15 protein-coding genes and 1 pseudogene are annotated in these 18655 nt (G+C 39.1%); 5 read left to right on the forward strand and 11 right to left on the reverse strand.

The window, feature by feature from the left end:
• Window positions 1-146: 146 nt before the first annotated feature.
• Window positions 147-471: pseudogene (locus ACM0OY_RS02155) on the forward strand (MarC family protein); the annotation flags it as partial.
• Between the two features lie 144 nt (window positions 472-615).
• Here ACM0OY_RS02155 and trxA read toward each other — a convergent pair.
• The 4 genes from trxA to ACM0OY_RS02175 form a co-directional block, all read right to left on the reverse strand.
• Complete coding sequence (gene trxA / locus ACM0OY_RS02160) at window positions 616-939, reverse strand: thioredoxin (protein ID WP_190883587.1); 324 nt, start codon at window positions 937-939, stop codon at window positions 616-618.
• A 425-nt stretch (window positions 940-1364) separates the two neighbouring features.
• Complete coding sequence (locus ACM0OY_RS02165) at window positions 1365-2528, reverse strand: GuaB3 family IMP dehydrogenase-related protein (protein ID WP_414567242.1); 1164 nt, start codon at window positions 2526-2528, stop codon at window positions 1365-1367.
• A gap of 180 nt (window positions 2529-2708) precedes the next feature.
• Complete coding sequence (locus ACM0OY_RS02170; RefSeq protein WP_414567270.1) at window positions 2709-3236, reverse strand: YdcF family protein; 528 nt, start codon at window positions 3234-3236, stop codon at window positions 2709-2711.
• Window positions 3237-3722: 486 nt separating this feature from the next.
• The gene (locus tag ACM0OY_RS02175) at window positions 3723-5084 is read right to left on the reverse strand and encodes an NAD(P)/FAD-dependent oxidoreductase (RefSeq protein ID WP_414567243.1); all 1362 of its coding nucleotides are present in this window, start codon (window positions 5082-5084) and stop codon (window positions 3723-3725) included.
• A 485-nt stretch (window positions 5085-5569) separates the two neighbouring features.
• Here ACM0OY_RS02175 and ilvC point away from each other — a divergent pair, with 485 nt between their 5' ends.
• The 4 genes from ilvC (at window position 5570) to ACM0OY_RS02195 (ending at window position 9467) form a co-directional block, all read left to right on the forward strand.
• On the forward strand, window positions 5570-6565 hold the full coding sequence (gene ilvC, locus ACM0OY_RS02180; RefSeq protein ID WP_414567244.1) for a ketol-acid reductoisomerase: 996 nt from the start codon (window positions 5570-5572) through the stop codon (window positions 6563-6565).
• Between the two features lie 156 nt (window positions 6566-6721).
• On the forward strand, window positions 6722-8269 hold the full coding sequence (locus ACM0OY_RS02185) for a glycine betaine ABC transporter substrate-binding protein (RefSeq protein WP_414567245.1): 1548 nt from the start codon (window positions 6722-6724) through the stop codon (window positions 8267-8269).
• A gap of 32 nt (window positions 8270-8301) precedes the next feature.
• Window positions 8302-8490 (forward strand): hypothetical protein, encoded by a 189-nt coding sequence (locus ACM0OY_RS02190; RefSeq protein ID WP_414567246.1) that lies wholly within the window; start codon window positions 8302-8304, stop codon window positions 8488-8490.
• Window positions 8491-8873: 383 nt separating this feature from the next.
• Window positions 8874-9467 carry an HPP family protein gene (locus ACM0OY_RS02195; RefSeq protein WP_414567247.1) on the forward strand — a complete coding sequence of 198 codons (594 nt, stop codon included), beginning with the start codon at window positions 8874-8876 and terminating at the stop codon, window positions 9465-9467.
• 295 nt (window positions 9468-9762) lie between these two features.
• Here the strand turns inward: ACM0OY_RS02195 and ACM0OY_RS02200 are convergent, their stop codons facing one another.
• The 7 genes from ACM0OY_RS02200 to egtD form a co-directional block, all read right to left on the reverse strand.
• Window positions 9763-10257 carry a DUF427 domain-containing protein gene (locus ACM0OY_RS02200; RefSeq protein WP_414567248.1) on the reverse strand — a complete coding sequence of 165 codons (495 nt, stop codon included), beginning with the start codon at window positions 10255-10257 and terminating at the stop codon, window positions 9763-9765.
• Between the two features lie 30 nt (window positions 10258-10287).
• Complete coding sequence (locus ACM0OY_RS02205) at window positions 10288-12195, reverse strand: iron uptake porin (RefSeq protein WP_414567249.1); 1908 nt, start codon at window positions 12193-12195, stop codon at window positions 10288-10290.
• Between the two features lie 265 nt (window positions 12196-12460).
• Window positions 12461-13483: a phosphate ABC transporter substrate-binding protein PstS gene (gene pstS / locus ACM0OY_RS02210; protein ID WP_414567250.1), complete on the reverse strand. Its 1023-nt coding sequence runs from the start codon at window positions 13481-13483 to the stop codon at window positions 12461-12463.
• Window positions 13484-13563: 80 nt separating this feature from the next.
• The gene (locus tag ACM0OY_RS02215) at window positions 13564-14112 is read right to left on the reverse strand and encodes a hypothetical protein (RefSeq protein WP_414567251.1); all 549 of its coding nucleotides are present in this window, start codon (window positions 14110-14112) and stop codon (window positions 13564-13566) included.
• Window positions 14113-14119: 7 nt separating this feature from the next.
• Complete coding sequence (gene ovoA / locus ACM0OY_RS02220; protein WP_414567252.1) at window positions 14120-15457, reverse strand: 5-histidylcysteine sulfoxide synthase; 1338 nt, start codon at window positions 15455-15457, stop codon at window positions 14120-14122.
• A gap of 113 nt (window positions 15458-15570) precedes the next feature.
• The gene (locus tag ACM0OY_RS02225) at window positions 15571-16689 is read right to left on the reverse strand and encodes a mechanosensitive ion channel family protein (protein ID WP_414567253.1); all 1119 of its coding nucleotides are present in this window, start codon (window positions 16687-16689) and stop codon (window positions 15571-15573) included.
• Window positions 16690-16894: 205 nt separating this feature from the next.
• The gene (gene egtD / locus ACM0OY_RS02230) at window positions 16895-17869 is read right to left on the reverse strand and encodes an L-histidine N(alpha)-methyltransferase (RefSeq protein WP_414567254.1); all 975 of its coding nucleotides are present in this window, start codon (window positions 17867-17869) and stop codon (window positions 16895-16897) included.
• Window positions 17870-18655 lie beyond the last annotated feature (786 nt).

Below are 18655 nucleotides of genomic sequence, written 5' to 3' on the forward strand. Positions count from 1 at the left end.
GAACTTAATTAGAAATGCATGACTTGTTGCTTTTATTGAACAAGCTTATTATTCCCATTGCTTATTTTAATCTTCCTCTAGGTTGTAGCAAACTGAGCAGGATTGGGATTAGGTTGTGAGCAAACCCTGATATAAAGCTACCTGCTGTGGATATTTCTGTTCTGGTTCAGACATTTATCGCTGTGTTTGTTTTGGCAGATGCTGTAGGCAATATACCGATTGTTTTAGTTTTGACTAAGGGCATGATGCCAGAAGAAAGAAACAAGGTCATAGATAAAGCAACTATCGTGGTGATCGCAGTTCTTTTGCTGTTTGCCAATGCTTGGCAAATAATTTTGAATTATCTCGAAATCAGTATCGGATCTTTGCAAGTAGCAGGAGGATTATTTACCGTTAATTGTTTTGCAAATGCTTCAGGGAGAATTAGATAGGCCGATTATTGAAGGACGCGATGTCGGAATTAGTCCACTAAATATTAAAAGATGCTTAAATTATCTACAAATATAAACAAGTTTGAAAGACTAGGAATTTAAGCCTTTCAAACTTGTTTGCAAAAATTAACTTAAAGTTACAACACCATAAATAACTCAAGAGGATTTTGTTGCCAATTGAGTTTCAAAGATACTTTTCCAGAGTGGTAGCTAATGTAGTTTTAGGCACGGCGCCGACCACCATATCCACTTTTTGCCCACCCTTAAAAATCATTAATGTCGGAATACTGCGGATGCCGTACTGACTGGCAACATTAGGATTTTCATCTGTGTTGACCTTTACGACCTTTATTTGACCTTTGTACTGTTCGGAGATTTCATCGACAACAGGAGCTACCATACGGCATGGTCCGCACCAGGGTGCCCAAAAGTCAACTAAAACGGGTACTTCGCTGTCGAGTACTTCTTGCTTAAAAGTAGAATCCGTAACTTGTGCGGCTGCTGACATGCCTAAAACCTTCGCCAAATATATCTGAGCTTCGTGAAAATTCTACCATAGCAAAAACATCTGCTTCGGAGTAGAGGATGTACATTTGCAAAGAAGCTTTAGAATTTATTCATAAACATAAGGAACCGCCCGAACAGTAGTCCGGGCGGAGTGTGGTGTGAGGAGTGAACGGAAACATGCGTCTCCGCTATTTCTATTGTAGGCGACATATAGAATTTTTCCAGGAATTGTTTAGGGGCCTGGAAAATTTTTTTAATAATTTGTTGGGCATTGGGCAAGAAGGGAGTGTGGGAGGTGTGGGAGGTGTGGGAGGTGTGGGAGATGTGGGAGGATGGGGAAGAAATCTTTCCCCCCTCTCTCCCCACACTCCCCACACTCCCCCATCCCCCCTCTCTCCCCTCTGTCCCAGTCCCCAGTCCCCAATTCTATTTCCCCATCCCTAATTGTTGAGCTTTTTGATAAACTTTACCTTCGGTTAATAGGGAAGGAGCAATCACAACTTCAACTTGCTGCATTTCTTTAATATTTTTTGCTCCTAAGGTGCCCATACTGGTCTTTAAGGCACCTAAAAGATTGTGAGTGCCATCATCTAGTCCTGCTGGACCAACGAGTATTTGCTCTAGGCTGCCAGTGGTGGCAACGCGAATGCGAGTGCCACGAGGTAAGACAGGGCTGGGAGTCGCCATACCCCAATGATAACCCCGTCCTGGGGCTTCGGCGGCTCTGGCAAACGGGGAACCAATCATCACACCATCGGCACCACAGGCGATACATTTGCAAATGTCGCCACCAGTGATTAAACCACCATCAGCGATGACGGGGATATAGTTACCTGTTTCCTTGTAATAATCATCTCGTGCCGCAGCACAATCAGCGATCGCAGTTGCTTGTGGCACACCCACACCCAACACTCCACGAGAGGTACAAGCAGCACCAGGTCCAATTCCGACTAGTACCCCAGCTGCCCCAGCTTTTAACAAATTTAAAGTGACTTCGTAAGTTACGCAATTCCCCAACACCACGGGAATAGGCATTGAACGACAAAATTCTGCTAAATCAAGTGGCACTAAAGACTCTGGTGACAAATGTGCTGTAGAAACCACCGTAGCTTGCACAAAAAATAAATCTGCCCCGGCTTTTGCCACAGCCTCACCATATTTGCTTGCTCCTGCTGGAGTCGCACTCACCGCCGCAATGCCACCTTGTTGTTTAATTTCCTGAATACGTTTTTCAATTAATTCCGGCTTTATTGGTTCGGCATAGAGTTCTTGCATCAGGGCAACGAATTCATCTTTCCCCACAGAAGCAATCCGATCTAATATTGGGTCTGGGTCAGCATAGCGAGTTTGAATCCCCTCTAGGTTGAGGACACCTAATGCTCCTAACTGCGACAAACGTACAGCCATACGAACATCTACTACGCCATCCATCGCACTGGCAATTATCGGGATTTCTCGCTCAATATTGCCAATACTCCATTTAGTATCTGCCAAACTGGGGTCTAGTGTTCTGTTACCCGGGACTAGAGCAATTTCATCTATTCCGTAAGCTCTGCGAGCTGTTTTTCCCCGCCCAAGTTGAATTTCCACGCTTTAACTTTTCTCAAATCTGTTTAAGCTAGGGTATCAAATTGTGGGGAAAGTTGGGGCGTTTTTTTCCCGAATTATATAGGTGTCATTTGTCATTTGTCATTTGTCCTTTGTCCTTTGCCTTTGACTAATAACTAATGACCAATGACCAATGACCAATGACAAAATTGCTTTGATTTACTATTTACTTTTAGCAGCATCGACACCAGTGTAACCAGTTACTAACCAAAGTATGGCTCTAGCCCCATCTCGAATAGATTTTTCAATAGATTCAGGAGGGTTTTCTGAGGGAACTGGCACTGGTTTTAAATAAATACCCCGACTACCCAAAATAATTTCCCCAATGACGCAAGCCCGGCGCATATGAAAGTCTGAAGTAATCAAATAAACACTCTTGATACCGCGAGCTTGCAAATCATCTACCAACGTAGTAAAATTAGTAACTGTATCAACTGCTTCATAATCCAAGTGTAAACGTTTAGGATCGACGCCAGCTTTACTAAACACGCGTTGTGTATAAGTTCGTGGACTACCTCCTGTAATCCAAATTGGTATATTTGGATGCTTACGAACAAATTCTGCCGTAAACTTCTCTCGCTCTAAACGTCTGGTTGAACCACCCAACACTATAACTGCTTGCGGCTGTACAAATTGGTTTTGTACTTCTTTGTATCCCCACCACATCACTAGCGGTAGGACAAAAGCCATAAATTTCAAAGATTTACCTGTAAAGAGTAGCTTATTCAAGGCTCTATAGCTTAATTTACTGAGTCGAAAATTTTCTTTAACTAAAAAACAAAAATAGTAGAGTAGCAACCTCCCCAAATAACCTGCCCAAACTTGATATTTGGGCAAATTTCTTGTCGCAATGCGCTTAATCGCGCTTTGCTTCGAGATATTCCTCTAATTGATGGATTATCCTAACCTTTATCTGCCGATCCATCAAAGGGTTGCAACCACTTTATATATCGATACGCTTGGGTTAAAGGTTAATTCTACAAAATTGTGGGTTTACCAGACGCGATAAATCGGCGTCTCTACAAGTGTTTGTATTGCTATATATACACAGCATATTGCAGCAGGCGTGACGTACAAATAATCGTAGGGGCGCATAGCCATGCGCCCCTAAGAGTGTACTTCATTTATCTAAAATATGCTGTATCTCTTTGCCAGTCCCTTTATGCAACGATCGATTTAGACATTTACTGGCTGTTTATTAGCCTCTGATGTGTAATAAGTGTTGCGATCGCTAATTTCTAACTGCGTGACTGATTCTTGACCTGTAATTAATCTAGCTCCACGATTACGGGTGAAATAGTTCCATGCCCATTGAATTATTACCACTAATTTGTTATCAAATTCAATTAAGAAATAAATGTGAATTAATAGCCAAAACACCCAGGCAAAGAAGCCTTTCAGCTTGAGAAAGCCTAAATCTACCACAGCCAAATTTTGTCCAATCATCGCTAAGCTACCGCGATCGACATAAGCAAAGGCTGGCAAAGTTTTACCTACTAGTCGCTGTTGAATTAGTTCTGCAACATATTCGCCTTCTTGCTTGGCCACAGGTGCAACACCGGGTAGTGGCTTGCCATTTTGATGAGAGAAATTCGCCAAGTCGCCAATTACAAAAATATTTGGATATCCCTTAATACTCAAGTCAGGTTCGACGATAACACGTCCAGCGCGATCGCATTCGGCATCTGTGCGTTCTGTTAGCACTTTTCCCATTGCCGAAGCTTTCACACCTGCTGCCCATAATACCGTCTTTGAGGCAATCTCTTTGACTTCATCCCCTTGTTTGAGGGTAACAATATCATTTTCAATATTGGTTACTAATGTTTTTGTCTGGACAACCACCCCCAAGCGCGTCAAAGATGCTTCGGCTTCTTGTGATAACTCTGGTGCAAAAGGTGGCAGAATCCGATCGAGTCCTTCTAATAGCAAAATCTGAGCTTCTGAGGTGTCGATGTTGCGGAAATCTTCTTTGAGAGTTTGGTTTGCGAGTTCTGCGATCGCTCCCGCCAATTCTACACCAGTGGGGCCACCGCCAACAATCACAAAAGTTAACCAGGCACGGCGTTTTTCTGGGTCGGTTTCTTTTTCCGCTGCTTCAAATGCCGTAAAAATCCGACGACGCATTTCTATAGCATCTTCTACAGTTTTCAACCCAGGGGCGAATTCTTCCCAGTTGTCTTTGCCAAAATAGGAATGCTTCGCACCTGTGGCAACAATCAATGTATCGTAAGGTATTGCTTCGTCACCCACAATCACTTTTTGTGCTTCTGGATCGATATTATTTACCTCTCCCAGCAGCACTTTTGTATTCTTGCTCTTACTGAGTACAGAACGCAACGGTGAGGAAATATCAGCTGGTGATAAAGCACCTGTAGCGACTTGGTACAGGAGGGGTTGAAATAGATGGAAGTTGCGTTTATCGATCAGAGTAACGTTTACTGCTGCCTTGGCGAGTGTTTTTGCTGCATAAAGTCCACCAAAACCACCGCCAACAATAACAACTTGATGGATTGGGTTTTTGTCAAGTGAGTTTACCATAAGAAATATTTCTCTAGATGACGAGTGCTGTAACTATTCTTAACAAATTTGTCTCAAACTTGTCATCAAAAATTTTGTATTGTTTTTTACATTTACAATGATGGGGACTGGTGAATGGGGACTGGGGACACTTCTCTTCTCTACGAGACGCTCCGCGTAGCTTGCTTCCCCGTAGGAGTACGACAAGCTACTTCGACTGCGCTCAGTACAAGTCAGTGCATCGCTGGGGACTGGTGAATGGGGACTGGGAAAGAAATATTTTGTTAGTAAAGTAACTTTCATCTCCTAAAAATACTGAAAATATTTATTGTGTAGATTTATCGGTGATTGATGGCGTATTTATGCAAGTTTAAAAATCAAGGGACTGGAGACTAGAGAAAACTTTCTCAATTCCCAATCCCCAATCCCTAGTTTTTAGCTACTCAATTTGAGGTACAATCATAAGCCTGCCAATTTAATGATGCTTGCTGACAGGAGATGCTTCTATGGCCCGGATGTATTATGACGAAGATGCCAATTTAGACCTTTTGGCTGGAAAAACTATTGCTATCATCGGCTATGGTTCCCAAGGTCATGCCCACGCTCTCAACTTAAAAGATAGTGGTTTGAATGTAATTGTGGGACTATATCCGGGCAGTAAATCAGTTTCCAAAGCCGAAGCAGCTGGGTTAACTGTGAAAAATGTTGCCGATGCGGCTAATGCTGCTGACTTCATTATGATTTTGTTACCTGATGAAGTCCAAAAAACGATTTACAAAAACGAAATTGAACCCAATTTAGAAGAAGGCAATGTGTTAGCCTTTGCCCACGGTTTCAATATTCATTTTGGGCAAGTTGTACCACCAGCGAATGTAGATGTGGTGATGGTGGCACCAAAAGGGCCGGGGCATTTAGTACGGCGGACTTATGAGAATGGGGAAGGCGTACCAGCGCTGTTTGCAGTTTATCAAGATGCTAGTGGTCAGGCACGCGATCGCGCAATGGCATACGCTAGAGGTATCGGTGGTAGCCGCGCCGGTATTCTGGAAACGACTTTCCGCGAAGAAACCGAAACTGATTTATTTGGCGAACAAGCAGTATTGTGCGGTGGTTTGAGTGCTTTAATTAAAGCCGGATTTGAAACTTTGGTAGAAGCTGGTTATCAACCAGAGTTGGCTTATTTTGAATGTCTCCATGAAGTCAAGCTGATTGTTGACTTGGTTGTAGAAGGCGGTTTAGCCAAAATGCGCGACAGCATTTCTAACACAGCTGAATATGGCGATTATACCCGTGGGCCGCGGATTGTCACCGAACAAACCAAAGCTGAAATGCAGAAGATTCTCAGCGAAATTCAATCTGGGCAATTTGCACGAGAATTTGTGTTGGAAAACCAATCTGGTAAACCAGGATTTACCGCCTTACGTCGCAAAGAAGCTGAACACAAAATTGAGGAAGTTGGTAAAGATTTACGCGCCATGTTTAGCTGGTTGAAAAAGGCTTAAACAAAACAATCCGGCTACACTAACCTACAATTATCCTTATAGCTTTTTTCAGATTGATAGACCACGCTTTAGGGGCATAGCATTGCTATGCCCCTAAAATATATATAGTTCAAATAAATGAAAATTGCTCTAACTGAACCGTATTAGGAGATAACCTTGTTTTTCAGCCAATATTTCCTAGAGATTCTCCTCCGCACTGGAGAACATTTAATATTAGTTGTAATTGCAATGGTGGTGGCCATCGCCATCGGCATTCCTTTAGGGATTTTCATCACTCGCCAGCCGAAACTTGCCCAACCTATTATCGGTCTAACTAACGCTATTCAAACTACTCCCAGTTTAGCTATTTTTGGCTTTCTGATTTCTGTACCATTTATCGGAGGAATTGGCAAAGTTCCTGCTATTTTCGCCTTAATTCTCTATGCTTTGCTTCCAGTAATTCGTAACACTTATATTGGCATTAATAGTGTTGAGCCTGCAATTCGAGAGGCAGGACGAGGGATGGGGATGACAGACCGGCAATTGCTGTTTCAAGTAGAAATTCCCCTAGCTTTAGGCGTGATTTTGGCAGGAGTTAGGGTAGCAACAGTTATTTGTGTGGGAATTGCTACTATTGCCGCAGCTATTGGCGGTGGTGGTTTGGGGGTGTTTATTTTTCGAGGGATTTCTACCCTGAATAATCAGCTGATTTTAGCTGGGGCAATACCCGCCGCGTTGATTGCGTTAAGTGCAGATTTTAGCTTGGGATGGTTAGAAAAAAATCTGACACAGCAAAGAGAAAAAAGCATCACAATTAATCGTAAAACTGCTGTTTATTTGGCTATATTAACGTTACTTATTGGAGGATTAATTGGTCTCACCTATTGGCTAACACCACCAACAATTATTATTGGTTCCAAAAATTTCACTGAACAAGTTATTTTAGGAGAATTACTAGCTCAACAAATTGAATTACATACTAAATTAAGGGTTGATAGACGCTTAAATTTAGGTGGAACTTTTATCTGTCATGAAGCTGTCAAAGCAGGGCAAATTGCTGGCTATGTAGAATACACCGGAACTAGTTTTACATCTGTATTGAAACAAAAACCTATTAGTAACTCTCAAGTTGTATATGAAAAAGTTAAACAAGACTACAGCCAAAAATTTCAATTAGAAGTCATGCAGCCTTTGGGATTTAACAACACCTTCGCTATGATTATTCGGGGTGAAGATGCTAAACGGTGGCAGATTAAAACCCTTTCCGAAGCTGCTAAATATACACCTCAAATGCAAGCGGGATTTGGTTATGAATTTTTGGAACGAGAAGATGGTTATCCAGGGTTAGCTAAAACTTATGGCTTAAAGTTTGCCAAAGCTCCCCGACAAATGGAGTTAGGATTGATGTATCAAGCCTTAAAAGACAAGAAAGTAGATTTGATAGCAGCTAATTCTACAGATGGCTTAATTCCTGTTTTGAATTTAGTCATTTTAGAAGATGACAAAAAATACTTTCCACCCTATGAAGCTGTTCCTATATTCAATCAAGCAATTCTGGAAAAATATCCAGATTTACGAGAAGTTATTAATCAATTAGCTGGGCTAATTTCCACTGAAGAAGTGCAAAAAATGAATTATCAAGTTGATAATCAATCTCGTCCCGTTGAAAAAGTTGTCCGCGATTGGCTGAAGTCGAAGAAACTGCTCAATCAAATGGGAATATAACGCTCTCTGAACAGAGGGAGTGGGGGAAGAAAGTGTTAGTTTTATTTGTAGCGGCTGGTTCGGAAAAAGCAGCGATCGCTCCTACTAAAATTAAATCAGTAAAAGCGATCGCTGCTGCAATCATCCTGAATTTTGCCAGAACGCTGAGTTGCAATGTCTTGGGCGTCTCCCCCATGCATAAGCGACTGCCGCACAAAGCATATACCCTTAGTTTTAATTAAAAATCTCAATTCACCCTCCAAAGGGAGCAACGTCATAAATAAATCTTATAAGTATTATTACTTATTTATATAATTTTTGTATTTCCTTGCTCAGGTTCAAAGGATATTGTGGAACTTATATGTCATGAAATCATGATATTTTGGAGTAAGCAAACTTTTTAAGTCAATGAATTTGAATTTTTTACTGATAAAATCCTGATTTCTGGCTGAAACATTCTGTCATCAAATGGGAATTTTAGCTGATAACTCTAATTTAAAATTCCGTTTATTGACAAAATCTGAGTATTTTTTTAGCTAATTTTTTTCAGCAAATTAGCTAAGGCAGTAAATACAGTGAATCTTCTTGTGTTGAGGACTGTTGGTTGTAGTTGCTCTAGAGAATTATGAAAGGTTATTTACCCAAAAGGCGGATTTATTCAACCTATCTAGCCAGGTTTAATTATCAAAATGTTCAGGATAAATGGAAAAACTACTGCTTTAAAATACGTGGAACTAGGCGTTCATTTTGTTTAGATAGACCCCACCACAGACACATCTTTTGGAGTTGGTGCGGTAGTTTTATTGGAATAGCAGCAACGGCTTACCTTTCTGTAAAAACTAATTCTCCTTTGCTGATGGCTCCCTTTGGCGCTACTAGCGTATTAATCTTTGGTATACCTGACAGTCCTTTAGCCCAACCCCGGAATGTAATTGGTGGTAATCTTGTGGCGGCATTAGTTAGCCTGACTATTCTGCATCTTTTCGGTTCAGAACCTTGGGCAATGGGAATGGCAGTAGCTACAGCCATTGGGATGATGCAACTTACTGCAACTTTACACCCTCCTTCAGGAGCAGTTGCATTAGTTGTGATGATGACGAAAGCATCCTGGCAATTTATTTTAACTCCTGCCTTAGAAGGTTCGATAATTTTAGTACTCTGTGCTGTGGTATTCAATAATCTGGCACACGAGAGAACATATCCCAAGTATTGGTTCTAACTGTTGGCATTGCTCCTTTTGCGGTATGAATTAAGATTTTTGATTAAAACTAAAGGTATATAGGACTAGTATTTGATTGCGTGAAAAAACTCAGTACACTTAATCTTCTAGAATCCTATTGCCTTTTGCCTATTGTCTACCTACGCAATTAATTTCATAAATCAAACCGGATTGCTATAGCATTTTTAAATGATTGCTGAAAAAACAACATCCCCAACTTTTTTTTAAAAGTCGGGGATTTGTCATAAATCACAGTGGGTTAGCACAGCTAGCTGCCTCTAATTTTGTCTTGGAATTACCACCACATTGTTCCAGGACTACCTTTAAACGGGCCGACAATATCAGCAGTAATCCATCCGGCATAAAAATCACCAGGTTGAGGTGTTACTAGCTCATCATTTACATAGCAAGCATCCATTACACTGGGCATAAAACCATAGTATTTTTCAAGGGAAATGAAATCAGGGGTAGGGTCAAAATATGCCCAAGCTGCATATTTTAGATACTTATCACCGACGCTGACATCATAATATTGATATGCACCTTTCCATTCACACAAGCCTTTTTTCGGCGTTTCAATTAGATGTTCTAGTTTAATGTCTTCAGGGGGAAAGTAATAGACTGGAGGATGGCTTGTTTCTAAGACTCTTTTACCTTTGTTGGTTTCTGCCAAAACAATACCATTACAAATTATCCGCAGTTGTTTATTAGTATCTTCTAAACGAGCCGGACGCGGATAATCCCAAACTGACTCTTGACCGGGTTGTGGTGGTATTGGATTTGGTCTCATGGTTAATAATCTCCTGTTTTTACCTTGCTATTAAAATACAAAGGTAGTTCGCAGCAATCCAATCCAAATTGTATCGTTTGCTGCGTTATGTTCGGGATTTGTAATCATTAAAAAACCCGGAGTCATCAAAATTCTGTCGGTTATTGGGTAGCGATATGATAATTCCAAATGTAAGGATGTATCTTGATCGCGCTGTTCAATAACATCATTGCTCGTCACTTTCGGAGGCATCCCAAAAACAAAGCTTAATTGACTGCCTAATTTGCCTAAATCTGTTAATGATGCGGTAACAGCCCAACTCCAGATATCTGCATCAGCACCTTTGGAACCATTGAGGTTACTAATATTAGGTGAACCCTCAGCTTGAGCATTAAAGTAGCTAGTCCAACCCCCTAAGATTAATTTGTTGGTCAATTTATATGTAAATTGTAAACCAAAAGCATTGGAGGAAGTCGGTGTATTTCCACCAAATGGTAATTGAGCAAATTGACTACCTTTACCCCCTGTGATATTAATAGTTGCACCAGGTTCCGGAGCGTAGTAATGACCGTAGGTAAAAGCAATCCCGATTTGATCTGATGGAGTATAGGTTACTTGAGTCAAAGCAGTATATTGACCACTAAATAATCCCTGATTGGGAGCGTTCGCAGAACTACTTAAATAACTAATACCTGCGGCTAATGTGTCTGTAAATTGATAGTAAGCTACTGCACCACCACCAAAAGCAAAGGAGTAGATAGGACTTTCTGCACCGAAGGTGGAAATTGAGCTAACAGGATTAAGAGCTGGAAAAATGCGAGTAGGAAAGTCTGCTACTGGGGCAATGGCTATGATGCCGCGATCGCCTATGGGAAATTCATAAAATAGCGAGCTTAATATGACATTATTACCAGTGTTGACTGCACCTACCAAACTAGTCATATTTGTGCCAGTCACATCACTGCCAAAACCATTAATATTCCCTGCTAGAAGTTGAGTTCGTAATCTATCTTTACCTGTAAAACTGGTATCCAAAGTTAAATTTGCTAGTGCTGATAAGCTCGTATTTGCATTTAATTTTTCTGTTGAATTACTACCAGGAGGGGCTGCTTTGTTGTCACCAAAGCCATTAACAACATTCAAGACTACTGCACCCCTTAAAACTGTAGTGGTGCTAAACTGACGCTGTTCGATTAATGCTGCTTTTTTTTCTAAAATGTCTATTTTAGCATTAATATTTTGCAGTTCTCTAGCAAATTCTTCTTGCAGTCTTTGGAAAGTTCCTAAATCTTCTTGACTAGCAAATTTATTGTTCAAACTGGAAATTGAACGTGCAACTTTTAGTAAACAATTGTCTAGAACGGCTGCAAATTCATAACGGGTCATCGCCCGATTACCATTAAAATTGCCCTGACCATCACCACTAATACATTGATATTTTTCTACCAAATTACGTAGCGCTTCATAAGCCCAATGGTCAGGAGTTATATCTTGTAATTGATTGACATTGACAATTTCATCTAATTCCGGAGGAGCGCTACTATATAGTTGTTCGCTTTCAGCTACCGGAGTTTGTGCAATTTCTTGACTTTCTACGGAATCTCTAAAACTCCTTTCCTGCTTTTTGAAAAGCTTTGAATTCTCCCCATTTAAGTTAACAAAAGTTTTTCCGCTTCTCTCTCCTCTTAGAAGAAGGTTAGCAAGGGGTAAAGAAGGCAGCTGGGGGGTTAAATTTTCCACATGACGTGAAAAGCCGCCTGTAGTTTCCGGTCTGGAATCAGAAGTGACTAAGGTTAATTGATTCTCAGATGATAGTTGAAAATCTTTTGTATTATTTAAATCTTCTTCTTTAATAGAATTGGAATTGAAATGTGTTTGGGCTAAAACTGGTAATGAAGTTAGTAAATTACCACTGATAATTACTGAAGTAAGAGTAACGGAAACATCAAATTTTTTCATTATTTTTTTCTAACTCATCCTCACACAAAAAAATGCTCTAAATAAGAGATTTACAGCAGAATTCAGAATTTGCAGGTAAAACAGAGTTTGTACCTGGCTTTAAAGCTAAGTTTGTGTATTTGACTTTTCTTGAAATCTGCTGTATCAATTAAAAAGCTCACACCTATAGGGTGCATCACTAGAAATAATCTATTGATATTCAAAATTGTTGTTTGACTGACACACCCTACAAACCTTGATTGGTATCAATTCAGAATTCTTACCTTTAAAAAGGGCGAAGTTTAACTTCATTATTGACAGCTTCAATTAATTTGGGAGTAATATCATCAGGAACTTTGGTATACCCCAAATCCTCATTAAAACTTTGTCCTTTAGTCAAAATCCATGTCAGCAAATTTTGAGTTTTTTGCAGAATATCTTGGTTGGGATACTTTTTATGCACCAGCAGCCAAGTTAAACTTACCAACGGATAGCCATTTTCTGGATCTTGGATATCTTCTGTTGTGAAATCCTGTTGAAAATTGATATTTGCTAAAGCTTTTTTGGTTTGTTCTAAAGTTGGTTTTATATAGTTACCAGCTTGATTTTCAATGCTGGCGATTGAGAGTTTGTTTGTCAGAGCAACGTTTGTTTGCACATAGCCAATAGCACCATCAATTCTTCGTACTTCTCCGGCAATTTCACTATCTTGACTCAGAGCAGCAAATACCTTAAATCCCCAATCTGGTTTTCTACTAGCTAGGATTTTACCCCCAGTAATTTTCTGCAAATATTTAGTGAGAATAAAGCTAGTACCGGAATTTTCTGAGCCGACTACAACTTGGATTCTTTTATTAGGAAGCCGGGAATTAATTTGTTGCCAGTTGCTAATTTGACCTGTGAATATTTGTGCCAATTGCTCGCGAGATAATTTGACATCACTACTCACTTCTTTGAGGTGATAAACAATAGCTACTGCACCTCCCCCTATTGGCATCATTAACAAGCCATCTTCCGTTTGATTGATTTCAATGGGAGTGGGAATTAAAGTAGTAGCGCCAAAGTCTACAGAGTTTTTCATAAATAGCCGAATACCAGCACCACTGCCAACAGCGCTATATTTAAATTTTTCACCTGTTTCTTTTTCGTATTCTTGGCTATAACGTTCTATCAAAGGTTGAGCAAAAGAATCACCAGATCCTCTGAGTGATTGAGCAAAAGCAGCATTCGTAGTGAAATTAATTGTTGTAGTAGCGACTAATGCGGTGGTAAAAATTTGTTGATACTTACTGATTTTCAACTTGATCACGAGTATTTTTTTTCAAAAAAGGCATCAATTTGAGAATTTAGATTTGGCAGTTTTCCAATCTAAATTCTCTAAGACATTTTCTAGGAGATATTAATTTTTTTGCGGTAAATCATCACTTTATTACCATCAGGAGCAACCTCTAACCAAAAATCCTGAATGACAAATTGATAATAAAATTCTCCCAGACGGGTACTCCGCCAAATACTGACTAATTGGTCATTTGGCGCCCATCGTTTGAAAGCTTTCACAGCAATTTCCGGAACTCCACTCGAGTCTATTTGCTCATCAACTTGCGTAATAGTCCCATTGGGAGTAACTTGTGCTTCAACTTCAAAGCCTTGTTGGTTTTTTCCTCTGACTATGTATATTAATGAACCATCTGACTTCATTTCGATTCTGGCTTGGTTGAATTGAGCATTTGTCACTGTTTTGGCAGCAGACATAGCCGGTGTTGGTACTTCTTCTAGGGGAATTTTTCGTACTATTCCCCCTAAATTTTGGGCTAGTAATATGTTTTGTTTCTCAGTTGAAGATTGAGCCTGAGCATTACAGGGATAAATGGAGGATGTAAAAACCGCTATGCCTGTAACTATTAGTATTCTGCACAAATTATTTGTGTAAAAAATCATGTTGGTGTTAATGCTTGATATTTTGAACAATTCTAAAACCTGCGTGTTGATAAAAATTGGGACGGAACCAATTGCGATAATATTTTAAAGCTTCTGTACCGTTAGTTATCCAACAACCTCCTAACATCATATAATGTTTTGTGTCAAAAAATATAGCAGAATTTTCTTCATAGAGAAAATGAGGTTTATATCCGGAAAGTGGATTTAAATTATCGCTCAACCATTCCCAAACATTACCCCGTAAATCGTACAATCCAGACTTACTTTTGCCTCTTTCTAACATCCCCACAGGACTAGGTGAGCCAAGTTTTAAATTTAGATTGTAATTATCTACATTTTCTGACAAACTATTACCGTAAGTTGCTAAATGGTATTCTGATTCACTCATTAAGCGAGTATCTTTTCCCTGCCAACGACAATAAGCCATTGCTTCATAGTGGTTGACTTCCACTGGCCAATCTAACGGCAATTCCATTTCATCAAACATGGCTCGATATTTGTAATTCCCATTTTCAGGTAGCCAAAATTTGGGATGTTTGATGTTATTTTGAGTTTTCCAAGGCCAAGATTCTTTATCCCAATAGTCTTGATTTTCGTAACCACCAGTCTTGACAAAATAAAGAAAATCAGTATTGGTAATCAGATATTTACTGGCGAAAAAGGATTGAACTTCCACAGTGCGATCGCCATAATCAATATCCCATCCATAAGTCGGATCGTCAAAGGCTTTGCCGAGTTTTACTACCCCACCAGGAACTTCAATCATTTCATTCTCAGGAGTGTAACCATTAAAAGGAGCATATTTCCAGTTTGGGGGACGTTTGACTTTTTCAATTGGTAGCTGGCGAATTAACATCGAAGAAGTTTCAATGTGAATACGCTGGTGTTCAATTCCCATCATTAATCCCCAAAGGGAATGATGGGGATGAATTGGCAGAGTAATTGGGGCTGTTTTAATTACTTCGGAAATTAGAGAATATGCTTGTTGTCGATACTCCCAAGTCTGGGAAAGTTGTGGCCAATTCAAATGAGCGATCGCTTCATTCAATTCCTCTGGTTTTCCTGGATCGACTCCAATTTCAAACAAAATTTCATAGTCGGGATTCAGGCCTTTTTCAAGTAATCCAACGCGAATTAATTTATTGATGTAAAAAACAGCCGAATGTCCCAGATAAAAAATGAGAGGATTTCTCAAAGGATCGGGATTGATATAGAATGTATCTTCCCCAACCAGACTTTGCATCAGAGTATCTTCTAGTTGCCAAGCATTCTCAAAGTAATCGAGGATCGTTTGAGAATTACAACTATCAAGTTTTGGAGGTTTAGCAGATTGCAGAGTAATCATGGGTTCAGACAATTTTAGATTCTATATTTTATATTTTAAATTTTGGATTGATTTCACGGATTCATCCAGTAACTTGTACTATCGATGAATCATTGGTCAGTTAATTGATTTTTTTAATTATTGGGCGCTGGGAGACTTTTTTTAAATTTTTCTGGGCTGGTTTCTAATTTCACGTAGAGGAAATCAATTTCTTCCTGTTCCAGTAATTCTAATATTGCTAGATTTAAGTTTGTCTCAGCCTCAAAGTAGAGATTATCATCATTCACAAATGCCATAAGTTCAATGACACGGGCATTTTCTTCAAGTTTTTTAAACCGCACTGTACATGATGGAGAAAAGCCGGGAATAGATTTTGGTATTTCCTGAATAGCAGCACAAATTCTGGCTGTTTCCCGTGCTGAAATTCCATCAATTTTCAGAATTACATTAAGTCCCCACTTTAATTCTTTGCCAGGATTTTGTGACCAATTTTCCACGATTCCAGTAATCATTCGAGAATTGGGCATTTTGATGATCGAACCCCACTTTGTTAGATGTAGGGTTGTGGTTCTGAATCCAATATTTAATATCTGTACAAAGCCATCTACTCCTGATATTCCCACCCAGTCGCCTTCTCGATAGAGATTATCGGAGTAGATAATCAATGTACAAAACCAGTCATAAACAATATCTTTTAACAGCAAACCTAACGTAATACCAGCACCACCTAATAACCCAACCAATGCAGCTGCTGATTGTCCTAAAAATATTTCACTGACTTTAATTGCCAGGACAATAATTGCTACTGCTTGAAAAATCTTTGGCATCAATGGTCGGAGTAACTCATCAAGCTCAGTCTCGGTGTGCAGCAGGACATTAGCAATTATCTGCCCAAAGATGGAAGAAGCTCGGTACACAACATAGGCAACAATAAAAATGACTGTAAAGTTGAGCGTCTTTCCTATTGCTTCATTCAACTGAGGCCCCAAGTTATCTGCCAAAATGATTTTTGATACCCATATTCCGCCAATGAAAATTAGCCAGCCTAAGGAAGGTTTGAGAACTGCAACCAATTCATCATCAAGTGTACTTTTAGTTTTGCTAGTAAAACGCTCAATGCTTTTAATGATCACAGCAATAAACAACCGTCTCAACACCTGTGTCAGCGTCAAAATAACGATCACAGCTACAATTTTACTGACGGGGACGCCAGAATAATTGATATTTTTTAGCGCGTTCCAAACTACTTCCATAGATTGATGAAAGATGAACTAAGAAGGTGGTTGAGTATTTGATAAAGAAAAATTCAACAGATAAGTTCGAGCTAAGGCTTCTAAGAGGTTGTTTTTAAAGTCCTCTTGTTGGTAGCCAAGGTTTTTATATCCCCTTAAATTTTCATTTTGAAGAGGAGCCAGTTCCAAAGATATCTCTTGAAATTAAACTTTGACAAAGCAAGATTTAAGCTTGACAAAGAATTAATCCAAACCACTGCTTGGGATCTGTCCAAATTTTCAAGGTTTTCAGTCCATGTATCTCCAATTGTTTTTGTGTATTTACTAAATCAAACTTGCGTGAAATTTCCGTGAGAATGCTTTCTCCATCTGCAAAGCAAACTTCTAAATCTAACGCTTTTAGAAATACCCGATGACTCTTTTGGCAATGCAGATACATCTCAATTTGAGCATCAGCTTGATTATAAATAGCTTGATGAGTGAATAAATTGAGGTCAAAATTGCCTTGAAAACGCCAATTTAAATGAGACAGCATATTCAAGTTAAAAGCAGCCGTTACTCCCTGACTGTCGTTATAAGCTGGCTCTAAAATTTCCTTGGGTTTTTGTAAATCAATGCCCAAAAGAAAGTAATCTCCTGCTTGTAAAGTTTTAGCAATTTGTCCTAAAAACTTATCGCATTCTTGGGGGTTAAAATTCCCCAGAGAACTGCCTAAGAAAAAAATCATCCGTGATGCTGCAAAAGTTGATTCTAGTTTTGCTAAGGCTTGTTCGTAAGTTCCAATTAAACCCTCTATAAAAAAAGCTGGGTATTTTTGTTGCAGCTTTAGTACGCTAGATTGAACAATTCCCCGACTAACATCAATGGGTATATATCTACAGTAACTGGCAAGTCTTTGGTAAGCATCTAACAAAAATAGAGTTTTTGTGGAACTACCACTGCCTAATTCTACGAGTTCACAAGCACCTGTTATCTGGGCGATTTCATCGGCATATTGCTGCAAAATCCATGCTTCTGTTCGCGTTGGGTAATATTCTGGTAATTCACATATTTGTTCAAATAATTCTGATCCGCGATCATCGTAAAAATATTTTGGGGGTATAATTTTCGGCGTTCGAGTTAATCCTTGAATGACATCTTGTCCATCGTTAGACAGAGCTTGATAATGGTCATTCAAAATTTTTAGAGATTTTGTTAACATTATGTGAAGGTGTAGATTTTTGGATTTAATTCTTCAATATTACAGATTTAAAATTTAATAGCAAGCATGATTTTTAAATAAATTAATAATTTATTTAATGTACTAAAAACCAATCGATTTACTGTAGTAACTCTCACATTTGAGTAATTGAATAACTGAACGATCAGTTAATAATGCTCTTTTAACGTGAGTTCGATGAACCTCTTCCCAACCCCTTTCAGAGACGGAGAGGGGCTTTAATATCTTGAGTTGGGCACGATAAATTAGGTTTTTAAGCCTCTCCCCGAAGCGGGGAGAGGTTTGGAGAGGGGTTATTTGGAATCTGTCGAACTCACGTTTTTTTATTACTCTGTTTAGAGAAAATTATCATCCTTCGCAAGCATTAGTTTTAGGTGAAAGAGGTTATTTCATCATAATCCTATCAAATAAAGTCGAAAAAATTTTTAATCTTTAAAAGTAGACTCCAATTTTTATTTAGCCAGAGTGATTGAAAAACTATAGTGATTAAAAAACGATAAGTCAGTGGGTGAGAATAAACAGAACTATATTATTAAAGCTAAGTGCAATCACAAATTATAAATAATAACTTTTACTAGTTAGCTTTATTTGTGCCGTTTGATTTACAGTTAAGTTAAAAAAATTGTATGTTGGGTTGCGATCGCCAAACCAAACTACTTTTTTTGGTTTCAATGATATGGCTAGAATATGTTGAATTACAAGTAGCATTAAACTACAAAACTTCTGTTAAGTAGCTAGGCATAATTAAACATTTTATAAAATCCTAGT

This window comes from Nostoc sp. CCY 9925 (assembly GCF_963920935.1).
Taxonomy (GTDB): domain Bacteria; phylum Cyanobacteriota; class Cyanobacteriia; order Cyanobacteriales; family Nostocaceae; genus Nostoc.

Bases quoted from the DNA above. Each gene is read 5' to 3' on its own strand.
- ACM0OY_RS02195 (WP_414567247.1), top strand. From the start codon at position 8,874: ATGAAAGGTTATTTACCCAAAAGGCGGATTTATTCAACCTATCTAGCC.
- egtD (WP_414567254.1), bottom strand. From the start codon at position 17,869: ATGTTAACAAAATCTCTAAAAATTTTGAATGACCATTATCAAGCTCTG.
- ACM0OY_RS02215 (WP_414567251.1), bottom strand. From the start codon at position 14,112: ATGATTTTTTACACAAATAATTTGTGCAGAATACTAATAGTTACAGGC.
- ACM0OY_RS02170 (WP_414567270.1), bottom strand. From the start codon at position 3,236: ATGGCTTTTGTCCTACCGCTAGTGATGTGGTGGGGATACAAAGAAGTA.
- trxA (WP_190883587.1), bottom strand. From the start codon at position 939: ATGTCAGCAGCCGCACAAGTTACGGATTCTACTTTTAAGCAAGAAGTA.
- ACM0OY_RS02175 (WP_414567243.1), bottom strand. From the start codon at position 5,084: ATGGTAAACTCACTTGACAAAAACCCAATCCATCAAGTTGTTATTGTT.
- ACM0OY_RS02205 (WP_414567249.1), bottom strand. From the start codon at position 12,195: ATGAAAAAATTTGATGTTTCCGTTACTCTTACTTCAGTAATTATCAGT.
- ACM0OY_RS02200 (WP_414567248.1), bottom strand. From the start codon at position 10,257: ATGAGACCAAATCCAATACCACCACAACCCGGTCAAGAGTCAGTTTGG.
- ovoA (WP_414567252.1), bottom strand. From the start codon at position 15,457: ATGATTACTCTGCAATCTGCTAAACCTCCAAAACTTGATAGTTGTAAT.
- ilvC (WP_414567244.1), top strand. From the start codon at position 5,570: ATGGCCCGGATGTATTATGACGAAGATGCCAATTTAGACCTTTTGGCT.
- ACM0OY_RS02225 (WP_414567253.1), bottom strand. From the start codon at position 16,689: ATGGAAGTAGTTTGGAACGCGCTAAAAAATATCAATTATTCTGGCGTC.